The sequence below is a fragment of the Streptomyces solicamelliae genome (genome assembly GCF_045348655.1).
Lineage (GTDB): Bacteria > Actinomycetota > Actinomycetes > Streptomycetales > Streptomycetaceae > Streptomyces > Streptomyces solicamelliae.
This window is the reverse complement of sequence record NZ_CP160404.1, coordinates 855,971-872,061: the sequence shown is the minus strand read 5'-3', so window position 1 is coordinate 872,061 and position 16,091 is coordinate 855,971. Positions and strand designations below refer to the sequence as shown.

Sequence of the window (16,091 nt, the reverse complement as noted above, 5' to 3'; positions counted from 1 at the left end):
ACACCTGTCTGCCAAACCGTTATGCGGCCGGTTCCCTCAACGGCGGGCCGTTCGGAGCCCGTCGGCCCCTCAGGAGCCCGTCGGGCCGCCGGGGGCCAGCCGGACCGTGCTCAGGATCTGCCGCATCGTCGCGTCCGGGACCTCGTCCTTGACGCCCGCGTTCGCGTACAGCACCCAGGTGGCGAAGTCGCCCTTGCCGTTCTTGAAGCTGAACGCGATCGACTTGCCGTCGGTGTCGCACTTGCCCTTCTTGGTCAGGCCGGTGGACCTGGCCGTGGCGACATGGCCGCTCAGTCCGGACTTCGAGGTGTACGCCTCGGCCGGGCTGACCTTGATCTTGTCCTTGCCCTTGTCGCCGGGCTCGTCCTGGGCGAACGGACCGAAGACCCACGCGCCCGCCTCGTTGCGCGCGTTGTCCGAGGTGTTGGTGGCGCCCTGGCCGCCGCGGGTGCCGGTGGCGGCCAGATTGCTGTCCTCCATCGACCCGTCCTTGTCGGAGTCCTCGCTGCACCACTTGGACTTGTACTCGGCCGGGGCCGACATGACGATGTACGCCGAACCGTCGTCCTTCTTGTGATCCTCGATGATCATCATGACGCCGCTGCCGGCCACCTCCCACGTCGCCGGGACGTCGAAGATCGTGCCGTGCCGCGGGTTGATCACCGGCTTCCAGCCCGGGATGGACGGCTTGGCCTCGGCGCCGCCGCCGCGCGGGTTGTCGATCGAGGGATCCGTGGCGGGCGTGGAGGCGCTGACGGACGGCTTCGGGTCACCGCCGGCCTGCGGCTTCTCCTCGTCCTTGTTCAGCACCAGGAAGCCGGTGACGCCGGCGGCGATCACGACGGCGAGCGCCGCCCCGATCGCGACGAGCGTCGTCCTGTTCTTCTGCCCGCCCGGTCCGCCCGGCTGCGGCGCGCCCGGCACCGCGTACTGCGGCACGGTGGGTTGCTGGTACGGGTTCGGCTGGCCGTAGCCCGGCTGCCCCTGCGGCGGCTGCCCCTGCGGGGGGTAGCCGGGCTGCTGGTAGCCCGGCTGCGGCGCCGTCGGCTGCTGGTACGGGTTCGGCTGCCCGTATCCCGGCTGCTGGTACGGGTTCTGACTCTGGTCCTGCGGGTTCTGCTCGCCCCCGGGCGGCTGCTGTCCTGGCCACATGGCCAGTAACCATAGAGGGGGCGCGGCTCCGGTGGGGACCGGGGATGGCCAAGCCGGGCTACTCGTGGGTAACATCGCGGCCATGAGCGCAGACCAGATGTCCGTCGGCGAGCTGCTCGCCGCCACGGTGCCCATGGCCAGGACCCTGAAGCTGGAGTTCCTGGAGACCACTCCGGAGCGTGCAGTGGTGCGCCTGCCGGACCAGGCCGACTACCACAACCACGTCGGCGGCCCGCACGCCGGCGCGATGTTCACCCTGGCCGAGTCCGCCAGCGGCGCGATCGTCCTCGCCGCCTTCGGCGAGCAGCTGAGCCGCGCCGTGCCGCTCGCCGTGAGTGCCGAGATCGGCTACAAGAAGCTGGCCATGGGCGTCGTCACCGCGACCGCCACCCTCGGCCGCCCGGCCGCCGAGGTCGTCGCCGAACTGGACGCCGGGCAGCGCCCCGAGTTCCCGGTCCGGATCGACATCACCCGCGAGGACGGCGCGGTCACCGGCGAGATGACCGTCGTCTGGACCCTGCGCCCCAACAGCTGACCGGCCCTCCGGCCGCTGCGCCTCCGCCCCCGCACCCCGAATGGGTGCGGGGGCGGAGGCGTTCCGGGGGCGGCGCCCCGGAAACGGACGAACCGTCACGCATAGTGCGTTCGGAACGATCCGCCGTACGAAGGAGCCGCCGCCGTGACCGTCGACGTACCCCAGGACCAGGCCGCCGCGCGCGGTGTGACCCGGCGCACCGCCCTCGGACTGCTCGGCGCGGCCGTCGCGCTCGCCGCCACCATGGCCCCCGCCGGGCCCGCCCGCGCCACGGCGCCAGGCCGACGGGTCGAGGAACTCCTCGGCGCGCTCACCCTCGACGAGAAGATCTCCCTGCTGCACGGCGCCGGCGACCCGAAGAGCCTCGGCCAGGCCGGGTACGTGCCCGGCGTCCCCCGCCTCGGTATCCCCGAACTCCGGCTCGCCGACGGCCCCGCCGGCGTGCGGGTGCGCGCGAACGCCACCGCGCTGCCCGCCCCCGTCATGCTCGCCGCCGCCTTCGACCCCGCCCTCGCCCGCGCCTACGGCCGGGTCATCGGCCGCGAGGGCCGCGCGCTCGGGCAGGACGTCCTGCTCTCCCCGATGGTCAACCTGATCCGCACCCCGTACGCGGGCCGCAACTTCGAGACCTTCTCCGAGGACCCGCTGCTCTCCGCCGACCTGGTCGCCGAGGAGATCGGCGGCATCCAGGCCGAGGGCCTGATCGCCACCGTCAAGCACTTCGCCCTCAACAACCAGGAGGCGAACCGCACTTCGATCGACGCCCGGGCGAGCGAGCGGACCCTGCACGAGACCGAACTGCGCGGCTTCGAGGCCGCCGTCGACGCCGGGACCGGCGCGATCATGGCCGCGTACAACAAGGTCAACGGCGTCCACGCGGGCGAGAGCGCCGCCCTCCTCACCGGTGTCCTGCGCGACCGCTGGGGCTTCGACGGCTGGGTGATGAGCGACTGGGACGCCACCCACAGCACCGCCCCCGCGCTCACCGCGGGGCTCGACATGGAGATGCCCGCCGGCGCCCGCTTCGGCGAACCCCTCAGGAACGCCGTCGCCGAGGGCACGGTCCCCGAGGCCGCCGTCGACCGGGCCGTACGCCGGATCCTCGCCGTCCGCGAGCGCTTCGGACTGCTCGGCCCGGAGACGTCCGCGCGCCCCGCCCGCGACGCGGCCGACGGCGCGCGCCTCGCGCTGCGGGTCGCCACCGCCGGGGCCACCCTGCTCCGCAACGAGCACGGCGCCCTGCCGCTGGCCGGGCCCGCCGCCCGTTCCCTCGCGGTCGTCGGGCCCACCGGCGCCGTCCCCTTCGTCAGCGGCGGCGGCAGCGCCCACGTCGTCCCGGACGCCGCCGCCCGTCCGGTCGACGCGCTGCGCGCCCGCGCCGGCGCCGGTGCCGAGGTCGCGTACGCGCTCGGCGAGGACCTCTACGGCAAGCCGCTCCCGCCGCTGACCCCGGCCGCCTCCCTGGAGGACCGGGGCGTGGCGGCGGGCGCGACCTGGACGCACGAGGCGACGCTCACCGTTCCCGAGGACGACAGCTGGACCTTCGTCGTCCACTACAGCGGCGAACGCCCGGTGATCACCGTCGACGGGGCCGAACTCTTCCCCGTCCGCCAGGGCGTCGCCGAGTTCTTCGCCGGCGGCCTGCTCGGCACCGCCCCCGACGGCCTGCACGTCCGCCGCGCCGACGTCCGGCTCACCGCCGGCGCGCACCGGATCACGGTGACCGCGAAGGGCGGGGCCACCGGCCAGCGGTTCTCGCTGCGGGCGATCACCTCGGCGGGCCGCGCCGCCGACGTCGCCGAGGCGGTCGCCGCCGCCCGCGCCGCGCACACGGTCGTGCTCTTCGCCTACGAGGACGCCACCGAGGGCCGCGACCGCACGACCCTCGCCCTGCCCGGTCGTCAGGAGGAGCTGATCCGGGCCGTCACCGCCGCCAACCCGCGCACGGTCGTGGTGCTCAACACCTCCTCCGCGGTCACCATGCCCTGGCTCGACCGGACCGCGGCCGTGCTGCAGATGTACTACCCCGGCCAGGAGGGCGCCGCCGCGACCGCCGCCGTCCTGTTCGGCGACGCCGACCCCGGCGGCCGGCTCACCCAGAGCTTCCCCGCCTCCGAGGACGCCCACCCGACGGCCGGCGACCCGCACCGGTACCCCGGCCAGGACGGCACCGAGGAGTACTCGGAGGGCGTCCACGTCGGCCACCGCTGGTACGACGGCCAGGGCGTCGCGCCGCTGTTCCCGTTCGGGCACGGACTGTCGTACACCACGTTCGCGTACGAGGGCCTCCGGCTCGCGCCCCGCGCCGACGGCGCTCTGGACGTCTCCTTCACCGTGCGGAACAGCGGCCGCCGGTCCGGCGTCGAGGTGGCCCAGATCTACGCCGGACCTTCGCCCGACCTGCGGCTCGACCAGCCCGCGCAGTTCCTCGCGGGCTACCGGCGCCTGGAGCTGGCGGCGGGGGAGCGGCGGCGGGTCACCGTTCGGATCGCCGCCCGTACGCTGTCGTCCTTCGACCCGGCCCGGGGCGGCTGGGTGCTCGGCACCGGTGTGCGCACGATCCGGGTAGGGTCCTCCTCGCGGGATCTGGGGCTGAGCGCAGAAGTCGAAGTGACATCGAGTTGATTCGATAGGCTGAGCCGACCGCAGTGCGCGACGCGGCGCACGCCAAGAAAACGGGAGGTACCGCGTTGCACGTCCAGGACTGGCTGGAGACGATCCCCGCGGTCGCCGTGTACGCGCTGGTCGGCGTGGTGATCGGCCTCGAGAGTCTGGGCATCCCGCTGCCCGGCGAGATCGTTCTCGTGAGCTCCGCGCTGCTGGCCTCCCAGCACGGTGACATCAACCCGTGGGTGCTCGGCGCCTGCGCCACCGCCGGTGCGATCATCGGCGACTCGATCGGCTACGCGATCGGCCGCAAGGGCGGCCGGCCGCTGCTCACCTGGCTGGGCGGGAAGTTCCCGAAACACTTCAGCCCGGCCAACATCGCCCTGGCGGAGCGGTCGTTCGAGAAGTGGGGCATGTGGGCGGTCTTCTTCGGCCGCTTCGTGGCGCTGCTGCGGATCTTCGCGGGCCCGCTGGCCGGCGTGCTGAAGATGCCGTACTGGAAGTTCGCCCTCGCCAACGTCTTCGGCGGCATCCTCTGGGCCGGCGGCACCACGGCGGTCATCTACACGGTCGGCGTCGTGGCCGAGGCGTGGCTGAAGCGGTTCTCCTGGCTGGGCCTGGTGCTCGCGGTGGCCGTCGGCGTGACCTCGATGCTGGTGATCAAGAACCGTGCCAAGAAGGCGGCGGAGAAGGCGGAGCAGGCCGAGAAGGATCAGAAGGACGCGCAGCCGGAGCCGGTCGCGGTGGCGGCCGACTGACCCCCGGTCGTACGGAAGGGCCCGGCGCTCGGTGGAGCGGCCGGGCCCTTCGGCGTACCGGGGTCAGCGCTCCTCGTGCGCCTCGCGGTGCGCCTTCGCCAGGTGCAGGTACATCTCCGCGTTGAGCTTCATGCCCTCGCGCTCCTCGTCCGTCAGCGGCCGGCGCACCTTCGCCGGGACGCCCGCGACCAGCGAACCCGGCGGGACGACCATGCCCTGCGGCACCAGCGCCTGCGCCGCGACCAGCGAACCGGTGCCGATGACCGCGCCGTTCAGGACGGTCGCGCCCATGCCGACGAGCACATCGTCCTCGATGGTGCAGCCGTGCACGGTCGCGTTGTGGCCGACGGTGACCCGCTCGCCGATGGTCACCGGGAAGCCCGGGTCGACGTGCACCGTGCAGTTGTCCTGGATGTTGGAGTCCGCGCCGAGCACGATCGGGCCGCAGTCCGCGCGCAGGACCGCGTGGTACCAGATGTTCGAGCCCGCGGCCATCGTCACGTCGCCGATCACCACGGAGGTGGGCGCGGTGAACGCCGTCGGATCGACCTGCGGCTCCTTGCCGCCCACACCCATGATCAACGCCCGCTCGGTCATCGTCCGTTCCGCCTTTCCTCGCTGTCGGTCGCGCCACGGGCACCCTACGAGATGCCCATGACGGACATCACAGCGCACCGCGGTGATCAGCGCGGACACGGCCGACTACGGTGTCCGGGTGCCCAGGAACAGAAACACGTTCTCGTCCTTCACCGCCTGGCGGCGGCGCGTCGTCGCCGGCGCCGTGCAGGGCGCGTGGCGATGGCTGCAGCAGGCGGGAGCCGTCTCCGCCGAGACGCCCGGGCGCCTGAGGTTCCGGAAGCTCGGGGCGGGCACCCGGCTGGCGTTCCCCCAGGGCACCGTCTTCGGCGAGCAGTGGATCGAACTGGGCGAGTGCTGCATCATCGCCGAGCAGGTGACGCTCACAGCGGGCATGATGCCGGGCCTCGACCTCGGTCCGGACCCGATCCTGACGCTCGGCGACGGCGTCGTCCTCGGCCGCGGCAGCCATGTCATCGCCGACACCCGCATCACCATCGGCTCCGACACCTTCTGCGGGCCGTACGTGTACATCACCTCGACCAACCACAGCTACGACGACCCGCACGAGCCGGTCGGCCGCCAGTGGCCGCGCACCGACCCGGTCGAGATCGGTCCGGGCTGCTGGCTCGGCACCGGCGCCGTGATCCTGCCCGGCGCGAAGCTCGGCCGCAACGTGGTGGTCGCGGCCGGCGCGGTCGTACGCGGCGAGGTGCCCGACCACGCGGTGGTGGCCGGCGCCCCGGCCAAGGTCGTGCGCCGCTGGGACCCGGAGCTCGGCTGGCAGCCCCCGCTGCGCACGCCCGCCCCGATGCCGATCCCCGACGGGATCACCCCGGAGCAGCTGGCCGCCCTGGCGGAACTGGACCTCCAGGACGGCTGAACCCACCTCAGCCGGTGGCGAGCAGGACCGTGCCGATCAGCGCGAGGCCCGCGCCCGCCGCCTGCACCGCGCGCAGCCGTTCCTTGAGCACACCCCGCGCGGCGAGCGCGGTGATCACCGGGTACAGGTTGGCGAGTACCGCCGCCACCGTGACCGGCCCGTTCTGCGCGGCCAGTGCGTAGGTGCCGTTGGCGGCCACGTCGGCGAGGCCGACGAACGCCAGCGCCGGGAGCGCGGCCGTGATCACCTTCCAGCCGCCCGCCCCGGGCTCGGGCAGCGCGCGGCCGCCGCGCTTCACGGAGGCGTACAGGGCGGCGCCGCCGACGGCCACATTGGTCACGCGCTGTACGAACAGCGCGAGGAAAAGACCGGTCAGCGTGGTGGACGCCTCGGCGATCAGCGCCATCACCGAGCCGAAGCCGAAGGCCGCCACGAGCGTGAGCAGTACGGCCTGCCGCTGGACCGGCGCGCCCTTCAGCTCCGGCCCGCCGGCCAGGACCACGCCCACGATCGCCACGCCGATGCCGGCGAACTGCAGCAGTCCCGGCCGGTCGCCGAGCAGCAGCCCGATCGACACCGGCACGATCACCCCGAGCGAACCGAGCGGCGAGACCACGCCCATCGGGCCGAGCGCGAGCGCCTTGTAGAAGCAGAGCATCGCCACCGGGCCGACCGCGCCTGCCGCCACGGCGTACCAGAGCTGCGGTCCGGCCTCGGTCCAGCCGCCGGTGGCGACCACGAGCGCGCCGAGCACGATCACGGCGATCGTCTGCGAGACGACCACGACGGTCAGCGCGGGCATGCGCCGGGTGAGCAGCCCGCCGCCGAAGTCGGCCAGCCCCCAGAGGAGGCTGGTGGCCAGGGCGAGCAGTGCTGTCATCGGATCCTCGCAGTACAGTGCGGTGAACATCGGGGTGCACTCGACGGTAGTCCACTCCATTGAACTCTGTCATCCAAAATAATGGACGGAATGTGTCGGACCTCGATCAGCTCACGCAGTCGCTCGCCCGCAACCTGAAGCGGTGGCGCGGCGAACGCGGCTTCACGCTGGACGCGCTCGCCGCCCGCTCCGGCGTCAGCCGCGGCATGATCATCCAGATCGAGCAGGCCCGGACCAACCCCAGCGTGGGCACCACGGTGAAGCTCGCCGACGCGCTCGGCGTCTCGATCACCACCCTGCTCGACTACGAGCAGGGCCCCCACGTCCGGCTCGTCCCGCCGGAGCAGGCCGTCCGCATGTGGTCCACCGAGGCCGGCAGCCACACCACCCTGCTCGTCGGCACCGAGTCCCGCGGCCCGCTGGAACTGTGGGCCTGGATGCTGATGCCCGGCGACGGCAGCGCCTCCGACCCGCACCCCGAGGGCACCACGGAACTCCTCCATGTCACGGCCGGCGAACTCACCCTCGTCGTCGACGGACAGCCGCACACCGTGCCCGCCGGGACCTCCGCCACCTTCGAGGCCCATGTCCCGCACGAGTACCGCAACGACGGCGACGTCCCCGTCGAGCTGACCATGGCCGTGTCGGTCCCGCCCGTCCGCTGAGACGGTCAACGGGTCTCCGTGCGACCGCTGTTAGCGTGTGATCATGCGCGCACCCATCGGAGACTTCGACGACGCCCGCCCCGCCCCCGACTGCCTCGACGAGCTCACGGAGCCCGTGGCCGCGGCCGTCCGCGCCTGGCGGGGCGCCGTCCCCGCCGACCAGTTCCTGTACGTGGACACCGACCCGGCCATCGCCGACACCGCGGTCTTCGTCGAGCACCACGGTGCGCAGCTCCTGGAGGAGTCCGCGAACTGCGTGATCGTCGCGGGCAAGCGCGGCGACACCACCACCCTGGCCGCCTGCGTGGTGCGCTCCGCGAACAAGATCGACGTCAATGGCGTCGTCCGCAAGGAGATCGGCGCCCGCAAGGTGCGATTCGCCGACCGGGACACCGCCATCGGCGCAACGGGCATGGAGTACGGCGGTGTCACGCCCCTCGGCCTCCCCGCCGACTGGCCCGTCCTCGTCGACGCCGCGGTCGTCGACACCCCCTGGGTCCTCGTCGGCAGCGGCCGCCGCCGCGGCAAGCTCATCCTCCCGGGCAAGGCCTTCGCCGAGCTCCCCGGCGCGGTGGTCCTGGAGGGCCTGGGACTGTCCGCAGACTGAGCGCCCCTCCGTTCGAACCGGCGGCGCGCCGGGGACGGTTGACGTGGACTTCCTGTGACGAAGATCTCCCTCGCTGCGCGTTCCTCGGCTATCGTGCAGTGTGGATTTAGCAATGATCCAGCAGTACTTCACGGTGGGCATGGATGTGATCGTCCACCTCCGAGGCGGTCGGGGGGCGCGGGGACGACTGCAGGCGATCGGGAACGACAGCGTCGTGCTGGCGACCGAGACCGGTCCGGCTCTGCTGAGCGCCGCCGCGGTCGAATTGATCGAGATGGCCGGTGCTGCTGCTTCCCCCGCCGCGTCGACAGGTGAGCGGCGGGGCGAGCATCGGACAGCGTCCGCGGAGCTCTCCGAGGAGTGGGACGCCCTGGGCGGAGAGTTCCCCGCGGGCTCGGTCGAGTTGACGTTCACCAGGCCGTCCTACCGACTCGATGCCGCCGTGCCCCTCCCGTACAGCGTCACGAACGACGTCCGGCAGGCCCTCAACCGGGCCAGGAACCGGGTAGAGTCGGCGCGGCTCACCCGAGACGGGGCCAAAGCCGGTCTCGCTGTGCGTGATCTTGCCCAGGCGGGCCTGGCGCTCGACTACCCGCCCGCGCTCCATCTGGCCGCGCTCCTGCTGCTGGAGTGGGAGGAGAGCGAGGCCACCCGCCACCAGGCCGGGCAATGGCTGGAATTGGCCGCTCACCTCGGCGGCCGCTACGCCTGGGACCTCGCCGTCCTGCGGGCCCGCAGCGGACACACCCCCGACGCCCTGGCGGCACTGGGCGACGCTCTGCACGACACGCCCGCCCAGGACAACGACGACCTGCTGCTCCGGGCCTTCCTCGACCTCGCGCTGCACACCGGGGACAGCGACAAAGCGGCCCGTGCGCTGTCCGGCGCCGTGACGGCCGAGGCCGGCCCGCGCCTGATCGCGACCCGCGCCGCCCTGCACCTGGTCCGGCGCCTCTTCCCCGAACGGGCCGCACCGCTCGAACCGCTCCTCTCCCGCACGGCACCCGCCTCCGGCGACCTGCGCCGCGTCCTGGACGTGTTGAGCCCGGGCATGTTGGAGCGGCTGGGCCCGGCGACCTCGAACGACGACCTCACGAACGCTGCGACGAACACCGGGACGGAGCCCGGGGCCGTCGTCGCGAAACCCCGTCCGACCGCCGCTCCCGAGGCTCCCCGCACCCCGGCCGACGGCCGCGACCCCCAGCGCCGGCTGGAGGCGGCCCAGCGCCAGTTCCAGCAGGGAAACCTCGACAACGCCCTGCGGATCGCGCGGACCGCGCTCGACCGCTTCCCGAGCCATCCGGGACTCCTGGACATCGTGGACATGGCCGAACGGGAACTCGCGGCACGGGCCGCGGACCGTTCACCCGCCCGGCCCCGGCCGGCCCGCGGCCGCGACTCCCTGAATGCCAAGGCCCAGTACGCAGCCACCCGCGAGAAGGACTGGCAGAAGGCCGAGGCCCTGTATCGGCAGGTGCTGGAGGAGGACCCGGGCAACGAGCGGGCCCGCCGTTCCCTCGCCTGGGGCCTGCACCGGGGCAAGCGCAGCGAGGAGGCCCTGGAAGTCCTCCGTGTCCCGGGCATAGCGGTGCAGGAGGTCCTCCAGCACCAGAACATGATCATCGCGATCCTGGGTGACTGCCAGCGCTGGTCCGAGGCGGCCCAGTTACTGGAGGAGCTGCTCGACGGCTGGCACAGCAACCAGACTCGCACCGGGCTCCTGAAGCGGCTCATCGTCCTCTACCGTCGGCTGGGCGATGCCGAACAGGCCAAGGGGGCAGCGCAGCGGCTGCTCCAGCACGGGCCGCGCAACCCGGAATTCATCTCGATCGCCGAGGAGATCGCCCATGCCGACCGTACCGGGGTGTGGGACACGTTCGACGGAATCGTCGCCACGAGCGACTGGCAGCCCGAGCGGGCCGTCTCCCTCAGCAGCATCGTGCAGATGCACCTGGACCGTTGCGAATACGCGGGCGTCAGCGCCGTACGCATTCAGGAGGGCTCCCTCAGCGAGCTCGACGTCCAGGAGTTGGTGAAGCTCATCGAACGGCTGGGCCCCTCCCGGCCCGCCGATCGCGCGGCTTACAACCTCTCCGCGGCCTGCATTCTCCGGGACCTCGATCAGACCGCCGACGACCGCTTCCGGAGGTCGCTGCGCGGCTTCGGCGCGGCCATGGGCGACCTGTGCACCGTCGAGCGCAAGCCGCCGGACGTGACCCGCGCCTACTACACCGAGGCGGTCTCACTCGGCGGTTGGGACGACATGGGGGAGCTGAAGGTCAAGCAGTTCGTGACCTCCTACCTCGACCCGGACTGGCAGCAGCCCGAGACCCGCCCACCCTTCGAGCTCTGCATGAGCTGGGTCCTGGAGGACAAAAACCGCCACAAGCCCCTGGCGATGGGGCTGGTCGGACTGCTGTCGGTGAGTTCGGAGCGCGTGCGGCGCGAGATCATCTCGCGGACGTACCGGGACACCCGGATCCGCGAGGTCCTCGTCCGCGAACTGCGGGCCTACCTCCAGGTCTCCGACTCCTCGACGGCGCAGAACGCCTACACCGAGCTATGGGAGGAGGCGTTTTCTCACCATGCACGGCTCCTGGACGCCCAGCGCGACACCCTCCAGCTCCTCCTTGATCGCGACGAACCTCTCCGCACCCTCACGGAGGACCAGGAGGTTCTTGAAGGCGCCGCCGGGATCGCGTACACGACGCCTCTGGACCGCGACCGTTTCACCAAGGTGGCCGGCATCCTCGCCGAGCTGCGCGGCTACCTGGAGCAGCCCGCCTACCTGGAGCAGGAGCGGCTGGAGTCCCGCATACGCGCCACGATCCGCGATCTGGTCAACACGATCGAGAGGCTGCCCACCCGGATCAGCCTGGAGTTTCTGGTCCCGCCGCTGGAGAACCTGGAATCGGCACTGACCGCCCACTTCCGGGACGTCCAGCGCGCCGCCGAACCCACCGACCTGGACGTCGAGCCCGTCCTCTCCGCCTATACGCCGAATGCAGCCTCGCTGATCCACGTGCAGCTCAGCGTCACCAACCTGCCCCGGCGCTCGCCCGCCGTCGATGTCAGGCTGCGGGTCCTGGACAACGACGACGACTACGAGCCGGTAGCCGCGCCGATCCCGGTGGCGCCCAGCCTGCGCGACGAGCAGACCGAGACGTGCACCGTGCCGCTGGTGCTGACACCCAGGACCATCGGCGAAAAGGTCGCGACCCTGCGGTACTGCCTGGAGTTCACCCTCCGCTCGGACCAGCGCCTCACCACCGAACCCCGCACCCTCTCACTGCGGCTCAGCGCCGCGCCGGACTGGGAGCCCATTCAGGACCCGTTCGCCGAGGGCGCGCCCGTCCAGAACGAGAGGATGTTCTTCGGACGCGACCGGCTCATTGAACGTCTCGCCGAGACGCTCCGCGGGGCCGACGCCAAATGCGTGGTGATCTACGGCCAGAAGCGCGTCGGCAAGTCCTCCGTCCTGCACCACCTGCAGAAAGCGTTGGAACCGCCCCTGCTGGCGGCGAAGCTGAGCCTGCTGGACATCGCCACGGACCTCAATCACGCCAGCCTGCTCTACCGGATTGCCAGCGCCTTCCACCACCGTCTGGAGGATCTGGAGGACGCGGGATACCCGCCGCTTGATCTGGAGCGCCCGGTTCTCCGTGAGTTCACCGACAGCGGCTCCCCGCATCTGCACTTCGACGCCTACCTCACCGACATCCAGCGCCACATGCGGCGCAGCGAAGCCCACCGCGACTGGCGGATGGTGCTGCTCCTCGACGAGTTCACCGTGCTCTACTCGGCGATCGAACGGGGCGCGCTGCCGCGAGAGTTCATGAAGTCCTGGAAGGCGCTGTTGGAGAGCCGCATGTTCTCCAGCGTCGTCGTCGGTAACGACCTCATGCCTCGGTTCCTCAAGATGTTCCCGAACGAGTTCCAGGTGGCCCGGCAGGAACCCGTCTCGTACCTGGACGAGAACTCCGCGCAGGCGCTGATCACGGAACCGATCGCCCTCGCGGACGGCGGAAACCGCTACCGGGGCGACTCCGTCCAACGGATCATCGCACTGACGGCCCGCAGCCCGTACTACATCCAGCTGCTCTGCAGCCGGCTGGTGCAGCACATGAACGCGGAGCGTCAGCCGCTCATCGGACCCGCCGACGTCGATGCGGTGGCCTCCTCGCTCACCAGCGGGGAACAAGCCCTGCTCCAGGAGCAGTTCGACAACCTGCTCACTCCCGGGGACGCGGACGTCAGCGAGCTGAGCGACGACGTCGTCCTCACAGTGCTCAAACGCGGTCTCTCCGGGCACCGAAGGGACCTGCACATCGACGGGCGCAAGGCCCGGGAACTGTCCGAAGGGCCGCGGGTTCTGGAGGACCTGCTGCGCCGTGACGTGATCGAACGCGAGTCGGCGGACCGCTACCGGATCAAGGTCGGTCTTTTCGCCGAGTGGCTCTGGCACCGGAGGGTATGACGCGATGACCGAGGCAGACAACCGGACGGGGATCGGCGGGGCGCACGTGCCGCGGCAGGGCGCTCCCGGCGTTCCGGTGGCCCGCGACAACCCGTTCGCCACCGTCGGGCATCCCGTCCACGGGGCCGCCCACGCCGGCCGGGCCCACCAGATCCGCGTGCTGCGCCAGCGGGTCCTGGAGCAGCCCACCGCCGGCGCCACGGCCGTCATCGGGCCGCCGCGGATCGGCAAGTCCAGCCTGGCGTACCACCTCTTCATGCGGCCCGAGGCCCTGGCGGAGTACCCCCGGCTGATCCCGGTGTGGATGAACGTCCGGACCGGCGGCGGGATCGCCCAGGTCGTGCTGCGGCTCGTCGAGGACGTGTGGGAGGCCCTGGAGGAGCGCGCGCCCGAGCAGGACCGCCGGATCACCGCCGCGTACGAGCGCGCCGTGGCCCCGGGAATGGAGTGGGTCGAGGCCCAGACCGAGACCCAGGAGTTCCTGAGGCTCGTCCGCAGACGGGGCTGGCGCGTCGTGCTGATCCTGGACGAGTTCGACGCCGCGCGTGAGGTCTTCCGGTCGCAGCCGGGGACGTTCCAGGCGCTGCGCGAGTTCGCCTACAACCTGGACTGGAACATCGGGCTGGTCACCACCTCCCGGCGGGAGCTCCGGGAGATCGTCGACATGGCGGACCCGGACGAGTCGACCTTCGCCGGGATCTTCCGCTCGGTCTTTCTCACCTGCTTCGACGAGCCGGACCTCACGGAGCTGGCGGGGCGCGTCGACGGCGTCGAGCCGGAGGATCTCGCCCGGACGACGCGCCGGCTCGCGGAACTCACCGGCGGACATCCGTACCTGGCCAGCGTGCTCCTCGACCGGGTCTGCTCGGCCGAGGCGGACCACCTGCCGCTGGCCACGGCACTGGAGCGCCACGTCGACCCGCTGCCGGCCGAGTTCTCCTACTACTACCGGGACCTGGCGGGTCTGCTGGACGCCGACGGCCGGCTGCGCGCCCTGCTCGAGGTCGTCCTCGGGCCGCAGCTCGTGGTGACGCCCGACGACGCGCAGGTCCTGCTCCAGCAGGGACTGATCGTGGTCCGGGACGACACCTACCGGGCCTTCTCCCAGGACTTCCAGGAGTACCTCACCCTGATCGGCCGGCAGCTGGGTCACTGGGATCAGTGGATGGCCGTCGAGGGGCGGGTCCGGGACCTCGTCGACGACGGGTTCACCGGGCGGTACGGCGAGGAGTGGCCGGACGAGCTCAGGGCGAAGCGACCGAAGCTCACCGCCGTCCTGGACAAGTGCGAGGAGCTGCGGGCCAGGGAGGCGCGGGCCTACGGCGCGCGGGCCTCGGCCCGGCTCCTCGACTTCACCTATCCCCGGGACCTGTACGACTTGATGGCCTCGCACTGGGACGTCTTCGGCAAGCTGCTCGGCAAGGACAAGGCGTACTGGAGCGAGCGCTTCTCGCTGCTCGCCAAGGTGCGCAATCCCATGGTCCACAACCGGATGTCCGTGGTGACCCCGGTCGAGCAGCGGATGTTCGGGGTGTACTGCGAGGAGCTGATGGAGCTGCTCGACCGGCTGGCCGACGGCTGAGCGCCGGGCCCCACGGTCTCAGCCCAGCCGGGGGATCTCGATCGCGGGGCAGCGGTCCATGACCATGTCGAGCCCGGCCTCGCGGGTCCGCGCGTACGCCGCCTCGTCGATCACGCCGAGCTGGAACCACACCGCCTTGGCGCCGACGGCCGCGGCCTCGTCGGCGATCGGGCCCGCGTGCTCGCTGTTCACGAAGACGTCCACCACGTCGACCGGGAAGGGGATGTCGGCGAGCGAGGCGTAGCCCTGCTCGCCGTGCACCGTCTCCGCCTTCGGGTGGACGGGGACGATCCGCTTCCCGAAGCGCTGCAGCACCGCGGCCACCCCGTACGCCGCGCGGGCGGTGTTCGAGGACAGGCCCACGACGGCCCAGGTGTCGCCGGCGGCCGTGAGGATCTTCCTCACGGTGTCCGACTCGGTGGTCGCGGTCTCGACGCTCATGTGCTGCCTCCTGTGGCTCGTCACTGGTGCAGAACGAGCCGCGGTCCCCGGTGATTCCCGGCCCTCGTCCGCCGCTCTCCCAAGCGGACCCGTTCCGCCCCGGCGGACCGAGGACGGCGGCGCCGCGGCGGGCGCATAGGGTGGCGGGATGCAGGAGCAGTACCGCACGGTGGCCCGGGAGGGCGTGCACGAGACCGAGATCAGCCGTTCGCGCTTCATCTGCGCGCTCGCGCCAGCCGCGACCGAGCAGGAGGCGCAGGACTTCGTCGCACGCATCCGCAAGGAGCACCCCACCGCCACGCACAACTGCTTCGCGTACGTCATCGGGGCCGACGGCTCCGTCCAGAAGGCCGGCGACGACGGCGAGCCCGGCGGCACCGCCGGGGTGCCGATGCTGCAGATGCTGACGCGGCGCGAGGTGCGGTACGTGGTCGCCGTCGTCACCCGGTACTACGGCGGGGTGAAGCTCGGCGCGGGCGGGCTGATCCGTGCGTACGGCGGCGTGGTCGGCGAGGCGCTCGACGCGCTCGGCACGATCACCCGGCAGAGGTTCCGGCTGGCCACCGTGACCGTCGACCACCAGCGCGCGGGCAAGCTGGAGAACGACCTGCGGGCGACCGGGCGCGCGGTGCGAGAGGTGCGGTACGCGGAGGCGGTCACGATCGAGATCGGGCTGCCGGACGCGGACGTGGACGACTTCCGGGCCTGGCTGGCCGACGTGACGGCCGGGACCGCCGGGTTCGAGCTGGGCGGCGAGGCGTACGGCGATGCGTGAGGGGGAGTCGCCGGGCGGCGGCCGCGCGCGGCTGGAGGTCGCGGCGGGCGGTGCGGCGGGGAGGGTGCCCGCGTCCGACGCGGACGGGCTGGCGCGCGGGGTGTCCGGGCCGGTGCCGGGCGGGCTGGCGCGCGGGGTGTCCGGGCCGGTGCC

The 16,091-nt window shown here is 72.1% G+C and carries 13 protein-coding genes; 9 read left to right on the top strand and 4 right to left on the bottom strand.

Features of this window, described 5'->3' with window-relative positions:
- Positions 1-69: 69 nt before the first annotated feature.
- On the bottom strand, positions 70-1,152 hold the full coding sequence (locus ABZO31_RS04040; protein WP_406859551.1) for a hypothetical protein: 1,083 nt from the start codon (positions 1,150-1,152) through the stop codon (positions 70-72).
- 97 nt (positions 1,153-1,249) lie between these two features.
- On the opposite strand from ABZO31_RS04040, the gene ABZO31_RS04035 reads away from it, so the two are divergent.
- From ABZO31_RS04035 to ABZO31_RS04025, 3 genes are all read left to right on the top strand, one after another.
- Complete coding sequence (locus tag ABZO31_RS04035; protein WP_406865247.1) at positions 1,250-1,687, top strand: DUF4442 domain-containing protein; 438 nt, start codon at positions 1,250-1,252, stop codon at positions 1,685-1,687.
- 144 nt (positions 1,688-1,831) lie between these two features.
- Complete coding sequence (locus ABZO31_RS04030; protein ID WP_406859550.1) at positions 1,832-4,312, top strand: beta-glucosidase family protein; 2,481 nt, start codon at positions 1,832-1,834, stop codon at positions 4,310-4,312.
- A 65-nt stretch (positions 4,313-4,377) separates the two neighbouring features.
- Positions 4,378-5,052 (top strand): DedA family protein, encoded by a 675-nt coding sequence (locus ABZO31_RS04025; protein ID WP_406859549.1) that lies wholly within the window; start codon positions 4,378-4,380, stop codon positions 5,050-5,052.
- Positions 5,053-5,115: 63 nt separating this feature from the next.
- On the opposite strand, the gene ABZO31_RS04020 is transcribed toward ABZO31_RS04025, so the two are convergent.
- The gene (locus ABZO31_RS04020) at positions 5,116-5,649 is read right to left on the bottom strand and encodes a gamma carbonic anhydrase family protein (RefSeq protein ID WP_406859548.1); all 534 of its coding nucleotides are present in this window, start codon (positions 5,647-5,649) and stop codon (positions 5,116-5,118) included.
- A 118-nt stretch (positions 5,650-5,767) separates the two neighbouring features.
- Between ABZO31_RS04020 and ABZO31_RS04015 the strand changes: the two genes are divergently transcribed.
- Positions 5,768-6,511 (top strand): acyltransferase, encoded by a 744-nt coding sequence (locus ABZO31_RS04015; RefSeq protein WP_406859547.1) that lies wholly within the window; start codon positions 5,768-5,770, stop codon positions 6,509-6,511.
- 7 nt (positions 6,512-6,518) lie between these two features.
- Here the strand turns inward: ABZO31_RS04015 and ABZO31_RS04010 are convergent, their stop codons facing one another.
- Positions 6,519-7,391 (bottom strand): EamA family transporter, encoded by an 873-nt coding sequence (locus ABZO31_RS04010; RefSeq protein WP_406865246.1) that lies wholly within the window; start codon positions 7,389-7,391, stop codon positions 6,519-6,521.
- A 92-nt stretch (positions 7,392-7,483) separates the two neighbouring features.
- Between ABZO31_RS04010 and ABZO31_RS04005 the strand changes: the two genes are divergently transcribed.
- The 4 genes from ABZO31_RS04005 (at position 7,484) to ABZO31_RS03990 (ending at position 14,722) form a co-directional block, all read left to right on the top strand.
- A complete protein-coding gene (locus tag ABZO31_RS04005) occupies positions 7,484-8,056 on the top strand; it encodes a helix-turn-helix domain-containing protein (protein WP_406859546.1) in 573 nt (190 codons plus the stop codon).
- A 43-nt stretch (positions 8,057-8,099) separates the two neighbouring features.
- Positions 8,100-8,663, top strand: a complete 564-nt coding sequence (locus ABZO31_RS04000) for a YbaK/EbsC family protein (RefSeq protein WP_406859545.1) — start codon at positions 8,100-8,102, stop codon at positions 8,661-8,663.
- 112 nt (positions 8,664-8,775) lie between these two features.
- Complete coding sequence (locus ABZO31_RS03995; protein WP_406859544.1) at positions 8,776-13,140, top strand: tetratricopeptide repeat protein; 4,365 nt, start codon at positions 8,776-8,778, stop codon at positions 13,138-13,140.
- Positions 13,141-13,144: 4 nt separating this feature from the next.
- Positions 13,145-14,722, top strand: a complete 1,578-nt coding sequence (locus tag ABZO31_RS03990) for an ATP-binding protein (RefSeq protein WP_406859543.1) — start codon at positions 13,145-13,147, stop codon at positions 14,720-14,722.
- Positions 14,723-14,740: 18 nt separating this feature from the next.
- Here ABZO31_RS03990 and ABZO31_RS03985 read toward each other — a convergent pair whose 3' ends face one another.
- A complete protein-coding gene (locus tag ABZO31_RS03985; protein WP_406859541.1) occupies positions 14,741-15,163 on the bottom strand; it encodes a CoA-binding protein in 423 nt (140 codons plus the stop codon).
- Positions 15,164-15,311: 148 nt separating this feature from the next.
- On the opposite strand from ABZO31_RS03985, the gene ABZO31_RS03980 reads away from it, so the two are divergent.
- Positions 15,312-15,938 (top strand): YigZ family protein, encoded by a 627-nt coding sequence (locus ABZO31_RS03980; RefSeq protein WP_406859540.1) that lies wholly within the window; start codon positions 15,312-15,314, stop codon positions 15,936-15,938.
- Positions 15,939-16,091: the final 153 nt, after the last annotated feature.

What these genes read in the sequence shown, in the direction of transcription:
- ABZO31_RS04040 (WP_406859551.1), bottom strand. Translation starts at nt 1,152, where the DNA reads ATGTGGCCAGGACAGCAGCCGCCCGGGGGCGAGCAGAACCCGCAGGAC.
- ABZO31_RS04035 (WP_406865247.1), top strand. Translation starts at nt 1,250, where the DNA reads ATGTCCGTCGGCGAGCTGCTCGCCGCCACGGTGCCCATGGCCAGGACC.
- ABZO31_RS04020 (WP_406859548.1), bottom strand. Translation starts at nt 5,649, where the DNA reads ATGACCGAGCGGGCGTTGATCATGGGTGTGGGCGGCAAGGAGCCGCAG.
- ABZO31_RS04010 (WP_406865246.1), bottom strand. Translation starts at nt 7,391, where the DNA reads ATGACAGCACTGCTCGCCCTGGCCACCAGCCTCCTCTGGGGGCTGGCC.
- ABZO31_RS04000 (WP_406859545.1), top strand. Translation starts at nt 8,100, where the DNA reads ATGCGCGCACCCATCGGAGACTTCGACGACGCCCGCCCCGCCCCCGAC.
- ABZO31_RS03995 (WP_406859544.1), top strand. Translation starts at nt 8,776, where the DNA reads ATGATCCAGCAGTACTTCACGGTGGGCATGGATGTGATCGTCCACCTC.
- ABZO31_RS03990 (WP_406859543.1), top strand. Translation starts at nt 13,145, where the DNA reads ATGACCGAGGCAGACAACCGGACGGGGATCGGCGGGGCGCACGTGCCG.
- ABZO31_RS03985 (WP_406859541.1), bottom strand. Translation starts at nt 15,163, where the DNA reads ATGAGCGTCGAGACCGCGACCACCGAGTCGGACACCGTGAGGAAGATC.
- ABZO31_RS03980 (WP_406859540.1), top strand. Translation starts at nt 15,312, where the DNA reads ATGCAGGAGCAGTACCGCACGGTGGCCCGGGAGGGCGTGCACGAGACC.